Origin of the sequence: Citrobacter sp. S46_ASV_140 (assembly GCF_018919545.1) — a bacterium.
GTDB classification, from domain to species: Bacteria; Pseudomonadota; Gammaproteobacteria; order Enterobacterales; family Enterobacteriaceae; genus Citrobacter; species Citrobacter braakii.
On record NZ_JAHLRC010000024.1, the window covers coordinates 27462 to 52627 of the forward strand.

Below are 25166 nucleotides of genomic sequence, written 5' to 3' on the forward strand. Positions count from 1 at the left end.
ACGACGCGAACCACCTGGCCGGATCAGTCAATACGGCTCTCCGGCAGAGGGATTGCGTGTTTTAACAATGGGTGCTGAGTCACCCATTTTTTTGCGTAATACAGGAGTAAGCGCAGATGTTTCATTTTTTACCAGGAGTAAGATAAAGCATTGGCTATTCTTTAAGGGTGACTTAGTACCGGAGGTATTAAGTTGTTGCCTGAAGGTGGGACGACGCAGAGAGGATGCACAATTGTGCTGCGCCGTTCAGGTCAAAAAAAGTGTCACTACCTGATGTCGAAGATCAGTTGGAAGGCGTGACACCATAAAACAGGATGACAACCATGTCCGTTCGTATCGATAGAGACGTGATTAATGCGCTAATTGCAGGCCATTTTGCGGATCCTTTTTCCGTACTCGGTATGCACCAAACTGACGCTGGACTTGAAGTCCGCGCCCTATTACCTGACGCCACCGAAGTGTGGGTGATCGAACCCAAAACCGGACGCAAAGTCGGCAAGCTGGACTGCCTCGACTCTCGCGGTTTTTTCTGTGCTGTACTTCCCCGCCGTAAAAATTTCTTTCGCTATCAGTTAGCTGTTGTCTGGCATGGACAGGAGAATCTGATTGATGACCCTTATCGTTTTGGCCCGCTGATCCAGGATATGGATGCCTGGCTGTTATCTGAAGGTACGCACCTGCGACCTTACGAAACGCTGGGCGCGCATGCGGATACCATGGATGGCGTAACCGGTACGCGCTTCTCCGTCTGGGCGCCTAACGCTCAACGCGTGTCAGTGGTTGGGCAGTTCAACTACTGGGATGGCCGTCGCCACCCGATGCGCCTGCGCAAAGAAAGCGGTATCTGGGAGCTGTTTATCCCCGGCGCGCAGCATGGTCAACTGTATAAATACGAGATGATCGATGCGAACGGTAAGCTGCGAATCAAAGCGGACCCTTACGCCTTCGAAGCGCAAATGCGCCCGGAAACCGCGTCGCTTATCTGCGGTCTGCCGGAAAAAGTGGTGCAAAGCGAGGAGCGAAAAAAAGCCAACCAGTTTGATGCGCCGATCTCTATCTATGAAGTGCACCTGGGCTCATGGCGTCGTCATACCGATAACAACTTCTGGCTGAGCTACCGCGAACTGGCGGATCAGCTGGTGCCTTACGTCAAGTGGATGGGCTTTACCCATCTCGAACTGTTGCCGATTAATGAGCATCCGTTCGACGGTAGCTGGGGCTACCAACCTACCGGTATGTATGCGCCGACCCGTCGTTTCGGGACGCGTGATGATTTCCGCTATTTTGTGAATGCCGCGCATCAGGCCGGACTGAACGTCATTCTCGACTGGGTGCCGGGCCATTTCCCGTCGGACGACTTTGGTCTGGCAGAATTTGATGGCACCAATCTGTATGAGCATAGCGACCCGCGCGAAGGGTATCACCAGGACTGGAACACGCTGATCTACAACTACGGTCGCCGTGAAGTCAGTAACTATCTGGTGGGCAATGCCCTGTACTGGATTGAACGTTTTGGTATCGATGCGCTGCGCGTAGATGCCGTGGCGTCGATGATTTATCGCGACTACAGCCGTAAAGAAGGGGAGTGGGTCCCGAACGAATTTGGCGGTCGTGAAAACCTCGAAGCCATTGAGTTTTTACGTAATACCAACCGTATTCTTGGCGAGCAGGTGCCGGGGGCCGTGAGCATGGCGGAAGAGTCCACCGACTTTGCCGGCGTTTCAAGGCCGCAGGATATGGGCGGTTTAGGATTCTGGTATAAGTGGAACCTCGGCTGGATGCACGACACGCTGGACTACATGAAATTGGATCCGGTTCATCGTCAGTTCCATCACGATAAGCTGACCTTCGGCATGCTGTACAACTACACCGAAAACTTTGTTCTGCCGCTGTCGCACGATGAAGTGGTACACGGTAAAAAATCAATTCTCGATCGCATGCCGGGAGACGCATGGCAGAAGTTTGCCAACCTGCGCGCCTACTACGGCTGGATGTGGGCCTTCCCGGGCAAGAAACTGCTGTTTATGGGCAACGAGTTTGCTCAGGGGCGTGAGTGGAACCATGACGCCAGCCTCGACTGGCATCTGCTGGAAGGCGGCGATAACTGGCACCACGGCGTACAACGTTTGGTGCGCGATCTGAACCTTACCTATCGTCATCACAAAGCGCTGCACGAGCTTGATTTTGACGCCTATGGCTTCGAGTGGCTGGTGGTAGATGACAAAGAACGTTCGGTGCTGGCTTTCGTTCGTCGTGACAAAGTCGGTAATGAAATCATCGTTATCAGCAACTTTACGCCAGTACCTCGCCACGGCTATCGCTTCGGTATCAATCAGCCGGGCAAATGGCGCGAGATCCTCAATACCGATTCGATGCATTATCACGGTAGCAATACCGGTAACGGCGGCGCGGTGCACAGCGATGAAATCGCCAGTCATGGTCGTCAGCACTCACTGAGCCTGACGTTGCCACCGCTGGCAACGATCTGGCTGGTGCGGGAGGGATAATGACGCAACTGGCAACCGGCAACGCCACCCCCCATGGTGCAACGTATGACGGCCATGGCGTCAATTTCACCCTCTTTTCGGCCCACGCTGAACGCGTTGAATTATGCGTATTCGATGAGCAAGGCTGCGAACTCCGCTACGACCTGCCGGGGCGTAGCGGCGATGTCTGGCACGGCTATCTGGCCAACGCCCGTCCCGGTCTGCGCTATGGCTATCGCGTACATGGTCCGTGGCAACCGCAGCAGGGCCACCGGTTTAATCCGGCGAAACTGCTGCTTGACCCTTGCGCGCGTCGGGTGGATGGCGAGTTAAAAGATAACCCACTGCTGCACGGTGGGCTGAATGAACCGGATCATCATGATAATGCCGCCATCGCGCTGAAGGGCGTAGTGGTGTCCGACCATTATGACTGGGAGGATGATGCCCCGCCGCGCACGCCGTGGGGCAATACCGTAATTTACGAAGCGCATGTCAAAGGGCTGACGTATTTGCATCCTGACCTGCCGGAAGAAATTCGCGGGACCTACAAAGCGCTGGGTCATCCGGTGATGATCGACTATTTCAAGCGCCTCGGCATTACCGCACTGGAGCTGTTACCGGTGGCGCATTTCGCCAGCGAACCGCGGCTTCAGCGACTGGGCCTGTCAAACTACTGGGGCTACAACCCGGTGGCGATGTATGCGCTGCATCCGGCCTATGCCAGCTCGCCGGAGAGTGCGCTTGATGAGTTTCGCGACGCGGTAAAAGCGCTGCATAAAGCGGGTATTGAGGTCATTCTCGACATCGTTTTAAACCACAGCGCCGAGCTGGATCTCGAAGGACCTGTCTTCTCGCTGCGCGGAATTGATAACCGTAGCTATTATTGGATCAGAGATGATGGCGATTACTACAACTGGACCGGTTGTGGGAACACCATCAATCTGAGCCATCCTGGCGTTGTGGAATACGCATGCGAGTGCCTGCGCTACTGGGTTGAAACCTGCCATGTGGATGGTTTTCGTTTTGATTTGGCTTCCGTCATGGGGCGTACGCCTGAGTTTCGTCAGGATGCTCCGCTGTTTACCGCGATCCAAAACTGTCCGCTGCTCTCACGCGCCAAGCTGATTGCGGAACCGTGGGATATTGGTGAAGGCGGGTATCAGGTGGGGAATTTCCCCCCGCCGTTTGCCGAGTGGAACGACCATTTCCGCGATGCAACGCGACGTTTTTGGCTCCAGCGTAATCTCTCGTTGGGCGAGTTTGCCGGACGTTTTGCTGCATCCAGCGACGTGTTTAAACGCCCGGGCCGCAATCCCAGCGCCACGGTCAATTTGGTGACCGCGCATGACGGTTTTACGCTACGCGACTGCGTTTGCTTCACAAATAAGCACAATGAAGCGAATGGTGAGGAAAATCGCGACGGCACTAGCAATAACTACAGTGACAATCATGGTAAAGAAGGATTAGGCGGCTCGCTGGACCTGATTGAGCGGCGGCGCGACAGCATTCATGCGCTGTTAACCACGCTGTTGCTCTCCCAGGGGACGCCGATGCTGCTGGCGGGTGATGAGCATGGTCATAGCCAGCACGGTAATAATAACGCTTACTGCCAGGATAACGCCTTAACCTGGCTGGACTGGCAGCAGGCAAACAGTGGGCTAACCACATTTACCGCCGCGTTGATTCATCTGCGCCGGCAAATACCTGCATTAACAGGCGATTGCTGGTGGGAAGAGGGCGATGGCAATGTTCGTTGGCTGAATAAGTACGCACAACCCTTAAGTGCGGATGAGTGGCATAACGGCCCGAGGCAGATGCAAATCCTGCTTTCAGATCGTTTCCTGATTGCAATAAATGCCACGCTTGAGGTGACAGATATCGTTTTACCTGAAGGGGAATGGCATGCCATTCCCCCATTTGCCGGAGAGGATAATCCGGTGCTTACGGCGGTCTGGCAGGGACCTGCGCACGGACTGTGTGTGTTCCAGAGAAGATAAAAAGGAGTTAGTCATGGTAAGTTTAGAGAAGAACGATCGTGTAATGTTGGCGCGCCAGCTGCCATTAAAATCTGTTGCCCTGATCCTGGCCGGTGGCCGCGGTACTCGCCTGAAAGATTTAACCAATAAGCGTGCCAAGCCTGCCGTGCACTTTGGCGGTAAGTTCCGCATTATCGATTTTGCCTTATCCAACTGTCTTAATTCCGGGATCCGCCGTATCGGCGTGATCACTCAGTACCAGTCACACACGCTGGTGCAGCATATTCAGCGCGGCTGGTCGTTCTTTAGTGAAGAGATGAACGAGTTCGTCGATCTGCTGCCTGCCCAGCAGAGGATGCAGGGTGAAAACTGGTATCGCGGTACGGCGGATGCGGTGACCCAAAACCTGGACATCATTCGACGCTATAAAGCGGAATATGTGGTGATCCTCGCGGGCGATCATATTTATAAGCAGGACTACTCACGCATGCTGATCGACCACGTTGAGAAAGGCGCGCGTTGCACAGTGGCCTGTATGCCAGTGCCTATTGAAGAGGCCAGCGCGTTTGGCGTAATGGACGTGGACGACACCGATAAAATTATCGAGTTCGTTGAAAAACCCGCCAACCCGCCAGCGATGCCTAATGATCCAACCAAATCGCTTGCCAGTATGGGGATCTACATCTTCGACGCCGATTATCTGTATGAACTGCTGGCGGAAGATGATCTCGATGAAAAATCCAGTCACGATTTTGGCAAAGACATCATCCCGAAAATCACCGAAGCTGGCATGGCATATGCTCATCCATTCCCATTGTCCTGCGTACAGTCTGACCCGGAATCCGAGCCGTACTGGCGCGATGTGGGAACGCTGGAAGCCTACTGGAAAGCAAACCTTGATCTGGCTTCGGTGACGCCTGAACTGGATATGTACGACCAGGACTGGCCAATCCGTACGCATATGGAATCACTGCCGCCGGCGAAATTTGTTCAGGACCGTTCCGGTAGCCACGGAATGACGCTGAACTCGCTGGTCTCCGGCGGCTGTATTATTTCTGGTTCGGTGGTAGTGCAGTCCGTTTTGTTCCCGCGAGTGCGGGTGAATTCATTCTGTAACATTGATTCGGCAGTGTTGTTACCTGAAGTGTGGGTGGGACGTTCGTGCCGCTTACGTCGTTGCATTATCGACCGCGCCTGCGTTATTCCTGAAGGCATGGTGATTGGTGAAAACGCGGAAGAAGATGCTCGTCGTTTCTACCGTTCAGAGGAAGGTATTGTACTGGTCACGCGTGAAATGCTGCGCAAACTGCAGATCAAACAGGAGCGATAATGCAGGTTTTACACGTTTGTTCAGAGATGTTCCCTTTGTTAAAAACCGGGGGACTGGCGGATGTTATTGGGGCGTTACCCGCAGCGCAAATCGCGGACGGTGTGGATGCCCGCGTGCTGCTCCCGGCGTTTCCTGATATCCGTCGCGGCATTCCCGATGCGCAGGTAGTGACGCGTCGCGATACCTTCGCCGGACGTATTACGCTGTTGTTCGGGCATTTCAACGGTGTGGGCATTTACCTGATTGACGCGCCGCATCTCTATGACCGTCCCGGTAGCCCGTATCACGACACTAACCTGTTTGCATATACCGATAACGTGCTGCGTTTTGCGCTGCTGGGTTGGGTCGGCAGTGAAATGGCCTGTGGCTTTGACCCATTCTGGCGCCCGGATGTGGTGCATGCGCACGACTGGCATGCCGGTCTGGCCCCGGCGTATCTGGCGGCGCGCGGCCATCCGGCGAAATCGGTGTTCACCGTGCACAACCTGGCGTATCAAGGCATGTTTTATGCAAAGCATATGGATGACATCCAATTGCCATGGTCGTTCTTTAACGTGCACGGACTGGAGTTTAACGGGCAGATTTCTTTCCTGAAGGCCGGGTTGTACTACGCCGACCACATTACGGCGGTCAGTCCGACCTACGCGCGGGAAATTACCGAGCCGCAGTTTGCCTACGGCATGGAAGGTCTGTTGCAGCAGCGTCATCGTGAAGGACGTCTTTCTGGTGTGCTGAACGGCGTTGATGAAAAAATCTGGAGCCCGGAAACCGATCTGCTGCTGGCGTCGCGGTATACGCGTGAAACGCTGGAAGAGAAGGCGGAGAACAAACGCCAGCTACAGATCGCGATGGGACTTAAGGTTAACGACAAAGTGCCGCTATTTGCCGTAGTCAGCCGCCTGACCAGTCAGAAAGGGCTGGATCTGGTGCTGGAAGCGCTACCGGGGTTGTTAGAGCAGGGTGGACAGCTGGCATTGCTCGGTGCGGGCGATCCGGTTTTACAGGAAGGTTTCCTCGCCGCGGCGGCGGAACATCCGGGACAGGTGGGCGTACAGATTGGCTATCACGAAGCCTTCTCGCACCGCATCATGGGTGGGGCCGACGTTATATTGGTTCCCAGCCGTTTTGAGCCGTGTGGCTTAACGCAGTTGTATGGACTGAAGTACGGCACGCTGCCGCTGGTGCGGCGCACCGGTGGGCTGGCTGATACGGTCTCTGACAGTTCGCTGGAAAACCTGGCGGATGGTATCGCCAGTGGGTTTGTATTTGAAGATAGTAATGCCTGGTCGCTGCTACGCGCGATCCGGCGTGCTTTCGTATTGTGGTCCCGGCCTTCGCTGTGGCGGTTTGTACAACGTCAGGCCATGACCATGGATTTTAGCTGGCAAGTCGCGGCGAAGTCATACCGTGAGCTTTACTATCGTTTGAAATAGATATCCAGGAATCACCTATATGAATGCTCCATTTACTTATGCATCGCCCACACTCAGCGTAGAGGCACTTAAGCATTCTATCGCCTACAAGCTGATGTTCACGATTGGTAAAGACCCGGTCATTGCCAATAAACATGAGTGGCTGAACGCCACGTTGTTCGCGGTGCGCGATCGTCTCGTGGAGCGCTGGCTGCGTTCTAACCGTGCGCAATTATCCCAGGAAACTCGACAGGTTTATTATCTGTCAATGGAGTTTCTGATTGGCCGCACACTTTCCAATGCACTGTTATCGTTGGGTATTTATGACGATGTCAAAAATGCGCTGGAAGGTATGGGGTTGGATCTTGAAGATCTGATCGATGAAGAAAACGACCCTGGTCTTGGCAACGGTGGCCTCGGGCGCCTGGCGGCCTGCTTCCTGGACTCACTGGCAACGTTGGGTCTGCCGGGACGCGGCTACGGTATTCGTTATGACTACGGCATGTTCAAACAGAACATTGTTGATGGCCGACAGAAAGAGTCACCGGACTACTGGCTGGAATACGGTAACCCGTGGGAATTCAAACGCCACAATACGCGCTACAAAGTGCGCTTTGGCGGGCGTATTCAGCAGGAAGGCAAGAAAACGCGCTGGATAGAAACTGAAGAGATCCTCGCGGTAGCCTACGACCAAATTATTCCCGGTTATGACACAGACGCCACCAATACGCTTCGCTTGTGGAATGCCCAGGCCAGTAGCGAAATCAACCTCGGTAAATTTAACCAGGGCGACTACTTTGCGGCGGTGGAAGATAAAAACCACTCCGAGAACGTCTCCCGCGTGCTGTATCCGGATGACTCCACCTATTCAGGACGCGAGCTGCGTTTGCGCCAGGAGTATTTTCTGGTCTCCTCCACGGTGCAGGACATCCTGAACCGTCATTATCAGCTGCACAAAACCTACGACAACCTGGCAGATAAGATCGCCATTCACCTCAACGACACCCATCCGGTACTGTCGATTCCTGAGCTGATGCGTCTGCTGATCGATGAGCACAAATTCAGTTGGGATAATGCGTTTGAGGTCTGCTGCCAGGTCTTCTCGTATACCAACCACACCTTGATGAGCGAAGCGCTGGAGACCTGGCCTGTCGATATGCTGGGCAAAATTCTGCCGCGCCATCTGCAAATCATCTTTGAGATTAACGACTACTTCCTGAAGACGTTGCAGGAACAGTATCCGAACGATACCAGTCTGCTGGGACGGACGTCGATTATCGATGAATCCAATGGCCGCCGGGTGCGTATGGCATGGCTCGCAGTGGTGGTGAGCCACAAGGTTAACGGCGTTTCTGAGCTGCACTCCAACCTGATGGTGCAGTCGCTGTTTGCTGACTTTGCGAAGATTTTCCCGACTCGCTTCTGCAACGTCACAAACGGCGTGACGCCGCGCCGCTGGCTGGCGCTGGCTAACCCATCGCTCTCTGAGGTACTGGATGAGAACATTGGCCGCACCTGGCGAACCGATCTCAGTCAGCTAAGCGAGCTTGAACAGCACTGCGATTACCCGCTGGTAAATCAGGCGGTGCGCCGTGCGAAGCTGGAGAATAAAAAACGTCTGGCAACGCTCATTGCCCAGCAGCTTAACGTGGTGGTGAACCCGAAATCGCTGTTTGATGTGCAGATCAAGCGTATTCACGAATACAAACGCCAGTTGATGAACGTGCTGCATGTGATCACCCGCTACAACCGCATTAAGGCCGATCCTGATGCCGAGTGGGTGCCGCGCGTGAATATCTTCGCCGGTAAAGCGGCTTCGGCCTATTACATGGCGAAGCACATCATTCACCTGATCAACGACGTCGCGAAAGTGATCAACAACGATCCGCAAATTGGTGACAAGCTGAAAGTGGTGTTTATTCCTAACTACAGCGTCAGCCTGGCGCAGGTGATTATTCCTGCTGCCGACCTGTCTGAGCAGATTTCGCTGGCCGGGACCGAAGCCTCTGGTACCAGTAATATGAAGTTTGCCCTCAACGGCGCGCTGACCATTGGGACGCTGGACGGTGCCAACGTCGAGATGCTGGAGCATGTGGGCGCAGAAAATATCTTTATCTTTGGTAATACGGCGGAAGAGGTCGAAGCCTTACGCAGCCAGGGCTACAAGCCGCGTGAGTATTACGAGAAAGACGAAGAGCTGCACCAGGTGCTGACGCAGATTGGCAGCGGTGTATTCAGTCCTGAGGAGCCGGGGCGCTATCGTGACCTGGTTGACTCGCTGATCAACTTTGGCGACCACTATCAGGTTCTGGCGGATTATCGCAGCTATGTTGATTGCCAGGATAAGGTTGACGAACTGTATCGCCACCCGGAAGAGTGGACCACCAAGTCGATGATTAATATCGCCAACATGGGCTACTTCTCGTCGGACAGGACGATCAAAGAGTACGCCGAAAACATCTGGCATATCGACTCGGTGCGGTTGTAACAAGGGCAGGACGATCTGTAGGCCGGATGGATAAGGCGTTAGCCGCCATCCGGCAAAAGGCCCGGTAGCGCTGACGCTTACCGGGCCTACAGTTTTATATCGAGTGTCTTAAGACGCCAGCGACAGCTGCTGTTTCTCAATGTACTCCACCAGCCACTGGGTCATGCGCGACTGCTGTTCAGCGTTCAGCCACATACCTTCTTTCGTGCGACGCCACAGCGCATCTTCCGCACGGCGCACCCATTCGTGATCGACCAGATATTTCAGCTCGGCCTCATAGAACTCATGGCCGAAGTCTTCACCTAACTCGGCAAGCGAGGTGGCTTCCCCGATAATCCATTCGGTGTTACTGCCGTAGGTGCGCGAATAATGGCGCGCCACCGACTCGGTCAGGAACGGGTAGCGACGGCGCAGTTTGGCCGCGTAATCTTCACGATCGCCGCCGATGTCACCGCCTGGCAGAATGCACTCTTTTGTCCACGCCGGACCGATTCCCTGATAGTACGACGCCAGTTTTTCCATCGCGTGTTCGGCCAGCTTACGGTAGGTCGTCAGCTTACCGCCAAAGACCGACAGCAGCGGCGCTTTGCCGTTTTCATCGTGGATATCCAACGTGTAATCACGGGTGATAGCCTGCGGCGAGTCGGACTCGTCATCGCACAGCGGACGTACGCCAGAGTAGGTCCAGACGATATCGTCACGGCCCAGTTGTTTCTTAAAGTGCGCGTTGTAGACCTTCAGCAGGTAATTGATTTCACTCTCATCAATTTTTACCGCTTTCGGATCGCCTTTGTATTCGACGTCAGTCGTCCCGATGATCGAGAATTCGTCCATCCATGGGATGACAAACACAATACGTTTATCTTCGTTTTGCAGTATATAAGCTTGCTTCTGGGTATGGACGCGCGGCACCACGATGTGGCTGCCTTTAATCAGACGAATACCGTACGGCGATGGCAGATGCATGCCGTCGTCGAAGAACTCTTTCACCCATGGGCCGGTGGCATTGACCAGACCACGCGCCTGCCAGGTGTGCTTTTTACCGGTATCGATATCTTCAGCTTCAACAATCCACAAACCGTTTTCACGGCGAGCGGAGGTAGCGCGAGTGCGGGTTAACACCTCTCCGCCTTTGCGTACGACCATTTGGGCGTTTGCCAAAACCAGCCGCGCATCGTCTACCCAGCAGTCAGAATATTCGAAACCGCGCACAATCTCAGGTTTCATTACGGAATCTGCGCCAAAACGCAAACCGGTCGAACTCGGCAAACTGGTGCGTTTGCCCAGATGATCGTACATAAACAGACCAATGCGGATCATCCACGCTGGACGCAGGTGCGGGCGATGGGGCAGACGAAAGCGCATCGGGAAGGCGATATGCGGTGCCATTTTCAACAGCACTTCACGTTCGGCCAGCGCTTCGCTCACCAGGCGAAATTCGTAGTGTTCCAGGTAGCGCAGGCCACCGTGGATGAGTTTGGAGCTAGCGGAAGAGGTGGCGCAGGCTAAATCCTGCGCTTCCAGCATCAGCACGGATAAACCGCGTCCAGCGGCATCTGCCGCGATACCGGCACCGTTAATGCCTCCACCTATCACAATCAGATCTTTGGTTTCCATGCTGGCCTCTCGCACTTTCGTTATAGCTCATTAATGTTCGTTATCGAGCATAATAGCAAAGAATCGCGCCATTGGTAACATCGGATAAACAATTTACAGTGATACATATAACATTATGGCGTTTAACTGCCGTCGGGACGTACACTAAGAAGTAACATGTCTGAAAAGCGTCACCTGCAATATAAAGAAGAGAGAGCAATGGATCAGTTTGAATGTATTAATGTCGAAGAAGCGCATCAGAAGCTGCACCAGGGGGCCGCGGTGTTAGTGGATATCCGCGACCCGCAAAGCTATGCGATGGGTCACGCCCCGCAGGCGTTTCATCTGACGAACGACACGCTGGGGTCATTTATGCGCGAGCATGATTTCGACACCGCCGTGTTAGTAATGTGTTATCACGGCAACAGCAGTAAAGGCGCGGCGCAATATCTTCTTCAGCAGGGCTATGACGCGGTTTACAGTGTTGACGGTGGCTTCGACGCCTGGCATCGACATTTTCCGGCAGAAGTGGCATACGGTTCGTAAGACTATACCCAAATTAATTCGAGTTGCATCGCGACGGCGACGCAGCAAATCTCCGGGCGCGTACGAACAGTATGTGACCGGAGTGAGTAAGGAAAGCCAACAAAGATGCAGCTCGAAGTAAGAAGGGTATATATACTGTCCTCTTTTGTGTGGAATAAGCGACAGCAACCATGTTGATGATTACCTCTTTTGCTAACCCCCGCGTGGCGCAGGCATTTGTTGATTATATGGCGACACAGGGCGTTATCCTGACGATTCAACAACATCAGCAAACGGATGTCTGGCTGGCGGATGAGTCCCAGGCTGAGCGCGTGCATGCTGAGCTGGCGCGGTTTCTGGAGAATCCAGGCGATCCGCGTTACCTCGCGGCAAGCTGGCAGTCGGGTCATACCGACAGCGGTCTGCGCTATCAGCGTTATCCGTTCCTGGCCACATTGCGCGAACGCGCAGGCCCGGTAACCTGGGTGGTGATGGCCGTGTGTGTATTGGTGTTTATCGCGATGAACACGCTGGGCGACCAGACCGTGATGCTCTGGCTGGCATGGCCGTTTGACCCTTCGCTGAAAGTTGAATTCTGGCGTTATTTCACCCACGCTTTTATGCACTTCTCGCTGATGCATATTCTGTTCAACCTGCTGTGGTGGTGGTATCTCGGCGGTGCGGTAGAAAAGCGTCTGGGCAGCGGAAAACTGATTGTAATTACCGTGATCAGCGCCCTGCTAAGCGGCTACGTTCAGCAGAAATTTAGCGGTCCGTGGTTTGGTGGGCTGTCTGGTGTGGTATATGCGCTGATGGGTTATGTGTGGTTGCGCGGCGAGCGCGATCCACAAAGCGGTATTTTCCTGCAGCGTGGTTTGATTATCTTTGCTTTGATCTGGATTGTTGCCGGCTGGTTTGATGTGTTCGGCATGTCGATGGCGAACGGCGCACATATCGCCGGGCTGGCCGTGGGTCTGGCAATGGCGTTTGCCGATACTATGAATGTACGAAAACGAACGTAATTTCAGGGAACAATAATGAAGCAAACACAACGACATGACGCGATCATCGAGCTGGTAAAGAAACAGGGATACGTCAGTACTGAGGAACTGGTGGAGCATTTCTCCGTCAGCCCGCAGACGATTCGCCGCGATCTTAACGATCTGGCCGATCAGAACATGATTTTGCGCCATCACGGTGGCGCGGCGCTGCCCTCCAGCTCGGTCAACACCCCGTGGCATGACCGTAAAGCGACACAGACGGCGGAAAAAGAGCGCATTGCCCGCAAAGTTGCCACGCAGATCCCGAACGGTTCTACGTTGTTCATTGATATCGGCACCACGCCGGAAGCGGTGGCTCACGCGCTGCTCAATCACAGCAATTTACGCATTGTGACCAACAACCTCAATGTGGCGAATACGCTGATGGCGAAAGAGGATTTTCGCATCATACTCGCCGGTGGCGAACTGCGTAGCCGCGACGGCGGTATTATGGGCGAAGCGACCCTCGACTTTATTTCTCAGTTCCGCCTGGACTTCGGCATCTTAGGGATTAGCGGTATCGATAGCGATGGCTCCCTGCTGGAGTTTGATTATCACGAAGTTCGCACCAAGCGTGCGATTATTGAGAATTCACGGCATGTGATGCTGGTGGTGGATCACTCGAAGTTTGGGCGTAACGCGATGGTGAATATGGGCAGTATCAGCATGGTGGATGCGGTGTATACCGACACGCTGCCGCCAGCTGGCGTGATGCAGGTTATTGCGGACCATCATATTCAGTTAGAGCTGTGCTAAGTTAATTCCAGGCCTGATAAGCGTAGCGTATCAGGCATTAACTAAACCCCATACCCCATCATTTTCAGCAGTTTCTGCGCATGTTGCACCGCATCCTGGCGGTGTGCGACGCCGAGCTTTTGATACAAATTGCGGATGTGCGTCTTGATGGTCGTTGCCGCGACGGCCAATTCTCCGGCGATCTGCTCGTTGCTGTAGCCCGAATAAATCAGTCCCAGAACCTGCCATTCGCGCTGGGTCAGCGGGCTGGTGCGGATAAGCTCCGGTACTTCCGGGTGAGTAAGCAGACGCTCAACGAATCCTTCATCGAAGTGGGCGAATTTATGGCGGTGATGCTGGTTAATCTCACGCAAAATGCGCTGGGCGCGGTGCTGATCGAGTTCCGGTAAGGTATTGAGCTGAATCAGCTGACGCAGTTGCTGCGCCATGGCCTCACCTTCAATGACAAAGTGACTGATAAATCCGGTGCGGTTCGCCAGCTGCAGCGCGTCGAGTAACACACGCTGTGCGTCATTTTTGCGTCCTGCCTGCCAGTAGAGCTGATTAAGCAGCAGCAGGTTACGGTTCAGATCGCTCATCAGGCGCAGATTGCGCGCATTTTCATTCAACTCTTCCAGCACAATCTCAGCCGGTTCAAACTCGCCCAGCAGGATCTGCGCGCGGGCGATGTTGCGCCACTGGCTTTGCAGGAAGTGGTTATTGGCGAATTCCGGTTTCGGCGTGTGGCGCAGCCAGTTGGCGGCCGAATTTTTGTCGCCCACCATTTGCCAGTAAATCACCCGTACCTTATCGGCGTTTGAGATCCAGTCACTGTGATAGTGGCCGTTACCCAGCAGGTTTTCCAGGCGGTTGAGCAGGCTACGCGCATTGTCCAGATCCCCCCGGGCCAGCGAACATTGAATCAGCAGCGCCAGGCACTGTAGCTGTTGCTGCGGCTGGAATGTGGAAAGCAGTTCAATACCCGAGCGGGCAGACGCTTCCGATTCGTCCAGGCGCGCCCATGCCCACAGCAGTTGCGCGCGAATACGCACCAGGAACTCGTGCATCGGCAGCTGTTCCAGATGCTGCTCTTTGATCAGCTGAAACGCTTTTTCCTGAGTCTCCCAGGCGGCCTGTAAAAAGCCCTGGGCAAACAAAATTTCACTTTGCTGAATTAAACTCCACAGCGCGTAATGCCAGACGTCATGGTGGCGCGCCATTTGCTCGGTTTGCTGCATCAACGCCAGAGAACGCGTGAGATCGCCCTTACAGTGCAGGACTTCACCGTGTACCGAGGTGGCGACGATACGGCTATAGAACCAGGCGATGGGTAACTCATCCAGCGCCAGCTTTGCCAGGCGCTCGGCTTCGTCAGGATTTCCGTCGTTAATCGCGACCTGCGCACGCAGGGCGTTAAATTCGGCGTGCAGCGTCGGTTCCATGTCGCCTTTCATTTCCTGCTCAGCGCGTGCCAGCAGGGTATTAACCTCGCCGTAGCGGTGCTGGCTTTGCATCAGCCAGGCTTGCAGCAGAACCAGACGCGGATTTTCCAGCAGACTTTCCCACGGCAGGGCTTTCAGCGACTCTTCCAGTAATGTCAGTTCGCTGTGGTTAAACAGTCCCCACGCATGGTTAAGCAGGATATCGCGTAGCATATGGGCGTCGCCTGCCGCCAGCGCGTGGTGGATAGCTTCGCTAGGGAAACCTTGCGCCATCCAGCTTTCAGCGGCGGCGCGGTGTATTTCGGGCAGTTCGCTTGCCAGTTCCCACTGACAGCGCTGGCGTAAAAAGCTGCCAAACAGCGGGTGGTAGCTGAACCACTCACCGACGTCATCCATCCGCTGCAAGAATAATCCCTGGCGCTCAATCTCCTCCAGCCGCATCTGGCCGTTTTCTTCCCCGGTGACCCGGACGATTAGTGCGTCGTTCATTGAGCGCAGAATGGCGCTTTTCAGCAGGAAGTGACGGGTGCCGAGGTCGACGCTGTCCAGCACTTCATCAACCAGATAATCGGACAAATGGCTGGCGTTGATCCCGGCGAGGCGGCGTGCGGACTGGTGTGCAGAGTGGTTGTTCTGGCGGGCGGAGAGGGCAATCAGCTGTAACGCCGTGGCCCAGCCAGCAACGTCATCGCACATCCGGCTGCTTTCTGCCGCTTCGATAGGTGAGGACAAACGTCGATCGAAAAATTGTTTGGCTTCCTGGTGGTTAAACGCCAGCTGTTGGCTGCCTATCTCCAGCAACTGATCGCGTACTCGCAGGTTGGCAATACCCAACTGTGGCAGGTTGCGCGACAGCACGACCAGCGTGAGGTTCTCAGGCTGATGACGCAGGAAGAAACGCATCGCTTCGTGAATTGCCGGATTGGAAATGAGATGATAATCATCCACTACCAGGTAGAGCGGGCGGTGCCACTCGGCCAGTTCAATAAATAGCTGCGCAAACAGTGACGTCAGGCTGGCGTATTGGCGCTTTTGCACCATCGCTTCGCTGGTGGTGCAGTGTCCACCGGTTGCCTGCTGGATAGCGGCGATCAGATAGCTGGCAAAGCGCTCTTGTTGATTATCGCCTTCATCCAGAGAGTACCAGCCTAATTCGTTCTTCCCCGCTGCCCATTGTGAAACCAATGTCGTTTTTCCATAACCAGCAGGACTTGTTATCAGGGCAAGCCTGAAATTGTTCGCGCCAGAAAGTTTAGCCAACAGGCGCTCACGAACCACCGTATGGTCGAGTCGAACCGGACGACTTAATTTAGACGGAATCAACATAAGTTAGTCACTTCACTGTGTGAAAATGGGGAAAAATGATTTTTTTTGCGCTTCGTAATTAATAGATATAAGGTCGGCCAGATTAGTGTTTTATGCAAGCTAAGCGGACTTTTTGTGTGTCTGATTTTGCACTATGTCACAAATCTATACATCTATTACATTAATTGCTTTAAAGAGTCACAACAGGCGTGGCGACTGGATCCGTCGGTATTTTGGCTGAGCCGAAAAATACCTCCCTTTTTATAAGGTTACTCAGTTGCTTAATGTAAAGAGCCGAATTTTGTGGCCGACTTAAAAGTTTTATGTGAATTATCTTATCCACCTTGGATATTTCAGGTTAGAAACTATTTCTCTGTTTACAGATTGTTTCCCATCGTCACCCCTCTATTTGATATTGTCGATTTATCTCTTGTTATTAATGCGCCGTCCGTTGGGCATTACAGGGGCGTTATGCCGGACTTACGCGAATTTACGGGCGATAACACCCCCTTTAAGTGGCAGCGATCACACTTTTATGCTCATCCCCGCTCCTCCTCCCTGCCTAATCCGTGCCAGGATGAGGAAGGTCAACAACGAGCCTGGCAAACTAGCGATAACGTTGTTTTATTACCTAAGGATCTGGAACCCCTATGTCACAGCCTACTTTCAACAAAGATCAATTTCAGGCTGCCCTGACGCGTCAGTGGCAGCGCTTCGGTTTACTGTCGGCTCAAGAAATGACGTCGCGCCAGTGGTGGCAGGCAGTGAGTGGGGCGTTGGCTGAGTTACTCAGCGCCCAGCCTGCGGCGAAACCGGCAAAAAATCAGCGCCATGTTAACTACATCTCGATGGAGTTTTTGATTGGCCGTCTGACCGGCAACAACTTACTCAATCTCGGCTGGTATCAGGCGGTGAGCGATGAGCTGAAAGCGCATGACGTCAACCTGACCGACCTGCTGGAAGAAGAGATCGACCCGGCGCTGGGTAACGGTGGATTGGGGCGCCTGGCGGCCTGCTTCCTTGATTCGATGGCGACAGTCGGTCAATCGGCGACGGGCTATGGTCTCAACTACCAGTACGGCCTGTTCCGTCAGTCGTTTGCCGATGGGCAGCAGATGGAAGCCCCGGATGACTGGCATCGCGGCAGCTATCCGTGGTTCCGTCACAACGAGGCACTGGATGTGCAAGTAGGGATTGGCGGCAAGGTCACCAAAGAAGGGCACTGGGAGCCGGGGTTTGTTATCACCGGCCAGGCCTGGGATCTACCGGTTCTCGGCTACCGTAACGGCGTGGCGCAACCGCTGCGTCTGTGGCAGGCCAGCCACGCGCATCCGTTTAACCTGACCAAATTTAATGACGGCGATTTCCTGCGCGCAGAGCAGCAGGGCATCGACGCTGAAAAACTGACCAAAGTGCTGTACCCGAACGACAACCACACCGCGGGTAAAAAGCTGCGCCTGATGCAGCAATACTTCCAGTGCGCTTGCTCCGTAGCTGACATTCTGCGCCGCCATCATCTGGCAGGGCGTAAACTGCATGAGCTGGCTGATTTTGAGGTGATTCAGCTCAACGATACTCACCCGACCATCGCCATTCCTGAGTTACTGCGTGTGTTGATTGATGAGCACCAGATGAGCTGGGACGATGCGTGGGCTATTACCAGTAAGACCTTTGCTTATACCAACCACACTTTGATGCCAGAGGCGCTGGAGTGCTGGGACGAGAAGCTGGTGAAAGCACTACTGCCGCGCCATATGCAAATCATCAAAGAGATTAACGACCGCTTTAAGAAGCTGGTCGATAAAACCTGGCCGGGTGATGCTGAAGTTTGGGCGAAGCTGGCGGTGGTGCATAACAAACAGGTGCGTATGGCCAACATGTGTGTGGTCAGCGGCTTTGCGGTTAACGGCGTGGCGGCGCTGCACTCCGATTTGGTGGTGAAGGATCTGTTCCCGGAATATCATCAGCTCTGGCCGAACAAATTCCATAACGTCACTAACGGGATTACTCCGCGTCGCTGGATTAAGCAGTGCAACCCGGCACTTGCCGCGCTGCTGGATAAATCGCTGAAAAAAGAGTGGGCCAACGACCTCGATCAGTTGATTAACCTGGAAAAATACGCCGACGACGCGAAGTTTCGTCAGCAGTATCGTGACATCAAGCTGGCGAACAAAGCGCGTCTGGTGAAGTTTATTAAAGCGCGTACCGGTATTGAGATAACGACTAACGCTCTCTTTGATATTCAGATTAAACGCCTGCATGAGTACAAGCGTCAGCACCTCAACTTGCTGCATATTCTGGCGTTGTACAAAGAAATTCGAGAGACCCCGCAGGCCGATCGCGTGCCGCGCGTATTCCTGTTTGGCGCGAAAGCCGCTCCGGGTTACTACCTGGCGAAAAATATCATCTTTGCCATTAACAAGGTTGCAGAAACCATCAATAACGACCCGCAGGTGGGCGACAAGCTGAAGGTCGTTTTCCTGCCGGATTATTGTGTCTCGGCGGCGGAAATGCTGATCCCGGCGGCAGATATCTCTGAGCAAATCTCCACCGCAGGGAAAGAGGCTTCCGGCACCGGTAACATGAAGCTGGCGCTGAACGGTGCGTTAACCGTCGGTACGCTGGATGGTGCAAACGTCGAAATCGCCGAGAAGGTAGGTGACGAGAATATCTTTATCTTTGGTCATACCGTGGAAGAGGTGAAGGCGCTCAAGGCCAATGGGTACGACCCGGTGAAATGGCGTAAGAAAGATAAAGTGCTGGATGCTGTTCTGAAAGAGCTGGAAAGCGGGAAGTACAGCGACGGCGATAAACATGCCTTCGACCAGATGCTGCACAGTATCGGCAAGCAGGGCGGTGACCCGTATCTGGTAATGGCGGACTTCGCGGCCTACGTTGAAGCCCAGAAGCAGGTTGACGTGTTGTATCGTGACCAGGAAGCCTGGACCCGGGCGGCGATTCTGAATACCGCGCGTTGCGGCATGTTCAGTTCGGATCGCTCCATCCGCGATTATCAGACTCGTATCTGGCAGGCGAAACGTTAAGGAATCGCGATGGAAAGCAAACGTCTGGATAATGCCGCGTTGGCGGCGGGGATCAGCCCCAATTACATTAATGCCCACGGTAAACCGCAGTCTATTGGCGTCGAAACCAAGCGGCGTTTGCTTGACGCTATGCATCGCTCCACCGCCACCGCTCAGGTGGCGGTGACCCCGGTGCCGAATGTCATGGTTTATACCGCTGGTAAGAAAATGCCGCTGGCAGTTGAGGGACGCGGAGAGTTTACCTGGCTGCTGACCACCGAAGAGGGCGTGCAGCACAAAGGACATGCCGTCGGCGGTAAATCGTTCAACCTTCCGGCGAAGCTGCCGGAAGGGTATCACACGCTTACCCTCACCCAAGGGGAGTTGCGTACCCATTGCCGCATCATCGTCGCGCCGAAACGCTGCTATGAGCCGCAGGCTCTATTAGCCGGGCAGAAGCTGTGGGGCGCATGCGTTCAGCTCTATACCCTGCGTTCAGAAAAAAACTGGGGGATTGGCGACTTTGGCGATCTCCGTGCCATGCTGGTGGAGGTGGCGCAACGCGGCGGCGCTTTTATTGGCCTGAATCCGATTCACGCGCTGTATCCGGCGAACCCGGAGAGTGCCAGTCCGTACAGCCCGTCGTCACGCCGCTGGTTGAACGTTATTTATATTGATGTGAACGCAGTAGACGATTTTCGCCTGAGTAAAGAGGCGCAGGCCTGGTGGCAGAAACCCGCGACTCAGCAAGCTCTGCAACGCGCGCGTGATACCGAGTGGGTTGATTATTCTGCCGTTACCGCATTGAAGATGACAGCGCTGCGTATGGCGTGGAAAAGCTTCTCTGCACGTGACGATGAGCAGATGGCGGCATTTCGTCAGTTTGTGATTCAGGGAGGGGATAGCCTGTACTGGCAGGCGGCCTTTGACGCGCTGCATGCGCATCAGGTGAAAGAGGACGCACTGCGCTGGGGCTGGCCGGTGTGGCCGCAAGCTTTCCAGTCGGTGGATTCGCCAGAGGTAAAACGCTTTTGCGAAGAGCATCGTGATGAAGTGGATTTCTACCTGTGGTTGCAGTGGCTGGCGTATACCCAGTTTGCTGATTGCTGGAAAACCAGCCAGGGCTTTGCGATGCCGATTGGATTATATCGCGATCTGGCTGTCGGCGTGGCCGAAGGCGGGGCGGAAACCTGGTGCGACCGCGAGTTGTATTGCCTGAAAGCCTCGGTTGGCGCACCGCCGGATATTCTCGGTCCGCTCGGGCAAAACTGGGGATTGCCGCCGATGGATCCGCATATCATCACGGCACGCGCTTACGAACCGTTTATCGAACTGCTGCGTGCCAATATGCAGAACTGCGGTGCGTTGCGTATCGACCATGTTATGTCGATGCTGCGTCTGTGGTGGATCCCTTACGGTGAAACTGCCGATCACGGCGCCTACGTGCATTATCCGGTCGACGATCTGCTTTCAATTCTGGCGCTGGAAAGTAAACGTCATCACTGCATGGTAATTGGTGAAGATCTGGGGACTGTGCCGGTAGAGATCGTCAGCAAGCTGCGTGACAGCGGCGTGTACTCCTACAAAGTGCTTTATTTTGAGAATGACCATGAGAAAAATTTCCGCGCGCCGAAAGCGTACCCGGAACAATCAATGGCAGTCGCGGCGACGCATGACCTTCCTACGCTTAAAGGTTATTGGGATAGCGGCGATCTGACGCTGGGTAAGGCGCTGGGGCTGTACCCGGATGAAGTCGTGCTGCGTGGGTTGTATCAGGACAGAGAACTGGCGAAACAGGGGCTGCTGGACGCGCTGCACAAATACGGGTGCCTGCCAAAACGTGCTGGTCACAAGGCGTCACTGATGTCGATGACGCCGATTCTTAATCGCGGCATGCAACGCTACATCGCTGACAGCAACAGTGCGCTGTTGGGCCTGCAACCGGAAGACTGGCTGGATATGGCTGAGCCCGTCAATATTCCGGGGACCAGCGACCAGTACAAAAACTGGCGGCGTAAGCTCACCGCCACGCTGGAGCAGATGTTTGCCGATGACGGTGTGAACAAGCTGATTAAGGATTTGGATAAGCGCCGAAAAGCGGCCGCGAAGAAGAAGTAAAAAAGCCGGGGATTTCCCCGGCTTTTTTAGGGTGATAGCAGGTAGGCCGGGTAAGCGAAGCGCCACCCGGCACAGTTATATCAGACCACCATACCCAGCAGCAGACACCCTACCAGACCGCAGACGGAGATAATGGTTTCCAGCATTGACCATGACTTGATGGTTTCACCGATGGTCAAGTTGAAGTACTCCTTGAACAGCCAGAAGCCCGGATCGTTCACGTGGGAGAAAATGACGGAACCGGAACCAACCGCAATAACCATTAGCTCAGGGCTTACGCCGGTCGTTGCAATCAGCGGTGCCACAATCCCACCAGCGGTGATCGCTGCAACGGTTGCGGAGCCCAGTGCGATACGCAGTACCGCAGCGATAGACCATGCCATCAGCAGCGGAGAAACGTTTGAACCGTGCATCATTGACGCGATGTACTTGTCCACGCCGCTATCCACCAGGACCTGTTTGAAGGCACCGCCACCACCGATGATCAACAGCATCATCGCGATGATTTTGATGGAGGACACCAGCGTGTCGTTGATCTGATCCATCGAACGTCCGCGGTTCAGACCAAAAGTGAACATCGCAATCAGCACCGCGATAAGCGTTGCCATAACCGGGTCACCCAGGAATTCTGCCACCGTCAGGAAAGCGTGGCCTTTTGGCAGAATCATCTCCGCCACGGCGCGCATTGCCATCAGGATAACCGGTACCAGAGAGGTCCAGACGCTGACCCCAAAGCCAGGCATCTCTTCTTCGGTAAACGTTTTCGCGCTGTACAGACCTTCCGGGATTGGCTTATCGATGCCTTTCAGGAAGCGAGCGTACACCGGACCGGCGAGAATAACGGTCGGGATTGCCAGAATCGTACCAAACAGCAGGGTTTTACCCATATCTGCATGGAAAATGGTGGCAATAGCGGTCGGACCTGGGTGCGGCGGCAGGAAGCCATGAGTTACGGACAGCGCTGCAGCCATCGGCACGCCAACATACAGCAGCGGGATGTTGGCAGCAGCGGCGATGGTGAACACCAGCGGCAGCATCAGCACGAAGCCGACTTCGTAGAACAGGGCAAAACCGACGGTGAAGCCGGTTAATACCACCGCCCATTGAATATGTTTTTTGCCGAATTTAGCAATCAGGGTGGTTGCGATGCGCTGTGCGCCGCCGCAGTCCGCCAGCATTTTGCCCAGCATGGCGCCAAAACCCATAATCAGGGCGAGGCTGCCAAGGGTTCCGCCGACGCCGGCTTTAATCGAACCGATGACTTTATCCAGTGGCATCCCTTGCATCAATCCGACAGCAAGCGCCACCAGGACGAGAGCGATGAAACCGTTCATTTTGAAACGGATCATCAGGAGGAGTAACAAGATTACACCGATAGCAACGATGACTAATGGCATGATTTACCTGGCCTTTACTTTGTTATGGGTAACGTCAGTGTTTAGATGACAAATTCCGATTGTCCCGACCGGGAACAGAGCATTCTCAGCACCAATGCTGGTTGCCTTCAAAACTAATCAGTTTAGCTGGCTGTTATGTGTGTGTTAGGTGCTGATGAGAATGATACGGGTAACATACGGCGCTTGAAAATCACCTGGGCAGGCAAAATTTAAATTATGAGAGGCTGGTCAAATTATGAGGGGGATTGTTGCAGGAAATATGCGGAGAAATGCAAGGTTGTAGGCCGGATAAAGCGATTACGCTGCCATCCGGCATCAATGCCCGATGGCGGCGCGGATGCGTCTTAACGGGCCTACGGAGATTCTACAGGTTGAGGCGTTAGTAGTAAGAGTGCTCGCCGCGCTGGTGTTCGGTTAAATCGCGAACGCCTTTCAGTTCAGGGAATTCAGCCAGCAGCTGCTTCTCGATACCTTCTTTCAGCGTTACATCCACCATTGAACAGCCGTTACATCCGCCGCCAAACTGCAGAATAGCGTAGCCTTCATCGGTGATTTCCATCAGGGAGACGCGGCCACCATGACCTGCCAGCTGTGGGTTGATCTGCGATTGCAGCATGTACTCCACGCGTTCCATCAGCGGCGCATCATCGGCAACTTTACGCATTTTGGCGTTTGGTGCTTTCAGGGTCAGCTGGGAGCCTAACTGGTCGGTAACGAAATCGATTTCTGCATCTTCCAGATACGGTGCGCTCAGTTCATCAACATATGCGGTCAGCAGGTCAAATTTAATGGCGGTGTCGGTTGCTTCCACGGCGTCCGGCGGACAATAAGAAACGCCGCATTCAGCGTTAGGCGTGCCGGGATTAATCACAAATACGCGGATTTGTGTCCCTTCTTCCTGATTTGCCAGCAGTTTGGCAAAGTGCGCTTGTGCAGCATCGGAAATATGGATCATAGTAATGGCCTAATAGTTGACTATTTTACTTGGTTATAATACGCCCATCATCGAGGCTCTACAAGGTTCGACACAGGCACCATACCTGGACAGTCGCCGCGCCGTTGCGTAAAAGCAGCTGCGCGATTTCCGCGACGGTACTTCCGGTAGTGACGACATCATCCACAATGACCATATGGAGTCCCTGCACTGGCAATTCAAGGCGAAAGGCGTTTTTCAGGTTACGTTTACGTAATCGGGCGCTGAGATGGTGCTGTGTGGCGGTTGCCCGAACCCGCGTGATGGCCCGGCTGTCCCAGTCGCAGTCTAGCCAGCGGGCCAGGGGACGACACAGTAAGTCGCTCTGATTAAACCCTCTGCGCCAGTGCCGGCGTTGCCAGAGCGGGACGCTGACGAGCCTGTCCGGCAGAGGAAGACCGCTGACGCGCCGGGCCTGTAATACCTCCAGCAACAACAAGCGTGAAAGAGCGGGGGCCATTTCGCCACGTCGGGAAAACTTGAGCTGGTGGATAAGCCCACTCAACGGCGGAGCATAGTCGCTGACGGTAACCAGTCGCTGCCACGGCGGTGGTTTTTGCAGACAGCGCCCGCAGGGAACGACGGTATGTGCGGCAGGGAGTCCACATTGAGGGCACCGGCTGACGTGCTGATGCGTTGCCCGTGTGCAGACTGAACAGATCCCCCAATGCCCTAACGTCAGGGGCATTCGGCATAGCCAGCACAATCCCGGTACTGTTAGCATAGAAGCATCCTTTCAGGCTAAAAGAGAACAATAACTGATGAATGACATCTGGTGGCAGACCCAGGGTTCGGGAAATTGCCATCTTGTGCTGCTGCACGGATGGGGACTGAATGCGCAAGTGTGGCATTGCATAAGCGAGGAACTGAGTTCGCATTTCACGCTGCATCTTGTCGACTTACCGGGATTTGGTCGCAGCCAGGGGTTCGGCGCAATGTCGCTGGAAGAGATGGCTGAGCGGGTAGTAAAACAGGCACCGGAGAAAGCCATCTGGCTTGGCTGGAGTCTGGGCGGGCTGGTCGCAAGCCAGGTGGCGTTAACCCATCCTGAACGTGTTCAGGCGCTGGTGACCGTGGCGTCTTCCCCTTGCTTTAGCGCGCGTGACGAGTGGCCGGGTATCAAGCCAGAAGTGCTGGCAGGTTTCCAGCAGCAGTTGAGCGAAGATTTCCAGCGTACGGTGGAACGTTTTCTGGCGTTGCAGACGATGGGCACGGACACCGCGCGTCAGGATGCGCGAGCACTGAAGAAAACAGTGCTGGCGTTACCCATGCCGAAGGTCGAGGTGCTCAATGGCGGACTGGAGATCCTGAAAACGGTCG

General features: G+C 54.4%; 16 protein-coding genes. 11 read left to right on the forward strand and 5 right to left on the reverse strand.

All coding sequences use genetic code 11. The features are described 5' to 3' along the window. Positions 1-323 precede the first annotated feature (323 nt). From glgB to glgP, 5 genes are read left to right on the forward strand one after another with little or no spacing between them, the layout of a single operon-like run. Complete coding sequence (glgB, locus tag KQJ19_RS09135; protein ID WP_016154817.1) at positions 324-2507, forward strand: 1,4-alpha-glucan branching enzyme; 2184 nt, start codon at positions 324-326, stop codon at positions 2505-2507. After that, a complete protein-coding gene (glgX, locus tag KQJ19_RS09140) occupies positions 2507-4483 on the forward strand; it encodes a glycogen debranching protein GlgX (RefSeq protein ID WP_019078135.1) in 1977 nt (658 codons plus the stop codon). The genes glgB and glgX overlap by 1 nt, the downstream gene beginning before the upstream one ends. Positions 4484-4496: 13 nt before the next feature. Then, positions 4497-5792 (forward strand): glucose-1-phosphate adenylyltransferase, encoded by a 1296-nt coding sequence (gene glgC, locus KQJ19_RS09145; protein WP_016154815.1) that lies wholly within the window; start codon positions 4497-4499, stop codon positions 5790-5792. Then, positions 5792-7225, forward strand: a complete 1434-nt coding sequence (gene glgA, locus KQJ19_RS09150) for a glycogen synthase GlgA (RefSeq protein ID WP_016154814.1) — start codon at positions 5792-5794, stop codon at positions 7223-7225. The genes glgC and glgA overlap by 1 nt, the downstream gene beginning before the upstream one ends. Before the next feature lie 19 nt (positions 7226-7244). Next, a complete protein-coding gene (glgP, locus tag KQJ19_RS09155; protein ID WP_016154813.1) occupies positions 7245-9692 on the forward strand; it encodes a glycogen phosphorylase in 2448 nt (815 codons plus the stop codon). A gap of 108 nt (positions 9693-9800) precedes the next feature. Here the strand turns inward: glgP and glpD are convergent, their stop codons facing one another. Beyond that, entirely contained in the window at positions 9801-11309 is a 1509-nt protein-coding gene (gene glpD / locus KQJ19_RS09160; protein WP_047501440.1) for a glycerol-3-phosphate dehydrogenase, read from the reverse strand. A 198-nt stretch (positions 11310-11507) separates the two neighbouring features. Here glpD and glpE point away from each other — a divergent pair, with 198 nt between their 5' ends. From glpE to KQJ19_RS09175, 3 genes are all read left to right on the forward strand, one after another. Continuing rightward, positions 11508-11834 carry a thiosulfate sulfurtransferase GlpE gene (glpE, locus tag KQJ19_RS09165; RefSeq protein WP_003023495.1) on the forward strand — a complete coding sequence of 109 codons (327 nt, stop codon included), beginning with the start codon at positions 11508-11510 and terminating at the stop codon, positions 11832-11834. A gap of 170 nt (positions 11835-12004) precedes the next feature. Next, on the forward strand, positions 12005-12835 hold the full coding sequence (glpG, locus tag KQJ19_RS09170) for a rhomboid family intramembrane serine protease GlpG (RefSeq protein ID WP_216403579.1): 831 nt from the start codon (positions 12005-12007) through the stop codon (positions 12833-12835). 15 nt (positions 12836-12850) lie between these two features. Next, positions 12851-13609 carry a DeoR/GlpR family transcriptional regulator gene (locus KQJ19_RS09175; RefSeq protein ID WP_003023499.1) on the forward strand — a complete coding sequence of 253 codons (759 nt, stop codon included), beginning with the start codon at positions 12851-12853 and terminating at the stop codon, positions 13607-13609. Between the two features lie 41 nt (positions 13610-13650). On the opposite strand, the gene malT is transcribed toward KQJ19_RS09175, so the two are convergent. Then, on the reverse strand, positions 13651-16356 hold the full coding sequence (gene malT, locus KQJ19_RS09180; protein WP_200104072.1) for an HTH-type transcriptional regulator MalT: 2706 nt from the start codon (positions 16354-16356) through the stop codon (positions 13651-13653). Between the two features lie 629 nt (positions 16357-16985). On the opposite strand from malT, the gene malP reads away from it, so the two are divergent. Further along, on the forward strand, positions 16986-19379 hold the full coding sequence (gene malP, locus KQJ19_RS09185; protein ID WP_216403580.1) for a maltodextrin phosphorylase: 2394 nt from the start codon (positions 16986-16988) through the stop codon (positions 19377-19379). Between the two features lie 9 nt (positions 19380-19388). After that, positions 19389-21476, forward strand: a complete 2088-nt coding sequence (malQ, locus tag KQJ19_RS09190) for a 4-alpha-glucanotransferase (protein WP_216403581.1) — start codon at positions 19389-19391, stop codon at positions 21474-21476. An 80-nt stretch (positions 21477-21556) separates the two neighbouring features. Here the strand turns inward: malQ and gntT are convergent, their stop codons facing one another. From gntT to gntX, 3 genes are all read right to left on the reverse strand, one after another. Further along, positions 21557-22873, reverse strand: coding sequence for a gluconate transporter (gene gntT, locus KQJ19_RS09195; protein WP_003023507.1), 1317 nt, complete (start codon positions 22871-22873; stop codon positions 21557-21559). Between the two features lie 379 nt (positions 22874-23252). Further along, the gene (gene nfuA, locus KQJ19_RS09200; protein WP_003023509.1) at positions 23253-23828 is read right to left on the reverse strand and encodes a Fe-S biogenesis protein NfuA; all 576 of its coding nucleotides are present in this window, start codon (positions 23826-23828) and stop codon (positions 23253-23255) included. A gap of 58 nt (positions 23829-23886) precedes the next feature. After that, entirely contained in the window at positions 23887-24570 is a 684-nt protein-coding gene (gntX, locus tag KQJ19_RS09205; protein ID WP_016157647.1) for a DNA utilization protein GntX, read from the reverse strand. A 37-nt stretch (positions 24571-24607) separates the two neighbouring features. Here gntX and bioH point away from each other — a divergent pair. Beyond that, positions 24608-25166, forward strand: a 559-nt coding sequence (bioH, locus tag KQJ19_RS09210; protein WP_216403582.1) for a pimeloyl-ACP methyl ester esterase BioH, incomplete at its 3' end; no start/stop codon positions are given.

Bases quoted from the DNA above. Each gene is read 5' to 3' on its own strand.
- glgB (WP_016154817.1), top strand. From the start codon at position 324: ATGTCCGTTCGTATCGATAGAGACGTGATTAATGCGCTAATTGCAGGC.
- glgX (WP_019078135.1), top strand. From the start codon at position 2,507: ATGACGCAACTGGCAACCGGCAACGCCACCCCCCATGGTGCAACGTAT.
- glgC (WP_016154815.1), top strand. From the start codon at position 4,497: ATGGTAAGTTTAGAGAAGAACGATCGTGTAATGTTGGCGCGCCAGCTG.
- glgA (WP_016154814.1), top strand. From the start codon at position 5,792: ATGCAGGTTTTACACGTTTGTTCAGAGATGTTCCCTTTGTTAAAAACC.
- glgP (WP_016154813.1), top strand. From the start codon at position 7,245: ATGAATGCTCCATTTACTTATGCATCGCCCACACTCAGCGTAGAGGCA.
- glpD (WP_047501440.1), bottom strand. From the start codon at position 11,309: ATGGAAACCAAAGATCTGATTGTGATAGGTGGAGGCATTAACGGTGCC.
- glpE (WP_003023495.1), top strand. From the start codon at position 11,508: ATGGATCAGTTTGAATGTATTAATGTCGAAGAAGCGCATCAGAAGCTG.
- glpG (WP_216403579.1), top strand. From the start codon at position 12,005: ATGTTGATGATTACCTCTTTTGCTAACCCCCGCGTGGCGCAGGCATTT.
- KQJ19_RS09175 (WP_003023499.1), top strand. From the start codon at position 12,851: ATGAAGCAAACACAACGACATGACGCGATCATCGAGCTGGTAAAGAAA.
- malT (WP_200104072.1), bottom strand. From the start codon at position 16,356: ATGTTGATTCCGTCTAAATTAAGTCGTCCGGTTCGACTCGACCATACG.
- malP (WP_216403580.1), top strand. From the start codon at position 16,986: ATGTCACAGCCTACTTTCAACAAAGATCAATTTCAGGCTGCCCTGACG.
- malQ (WP_216403581.1), top strand. From the start codon at position 19,389: ATGGAAAGCAAACGTCTGGATAATGCCGCGTTGGCGGCGGGGATCAGC.
- gntT (WP_003023507.1), bottom strand. From the start codon at position 22,873: ATGCCATTAGTCATCGTTGCTATCGGTGTAATCTTGTTACTCCTCCTG.
- nfuA (WP_003023509.1), bottom strand. From the start codon at position 23,828: ATGATCCATATTTCCGATGCTGCACAAGCGCACTTTGCCAAACTGCTG.
- gntX (WP_016157647.1), bottom strand. From the start codon at position 24,570: ATGCTAACAGTACCGGGATTGTGCTGGCTATGCCGAATGCCCCTGACG.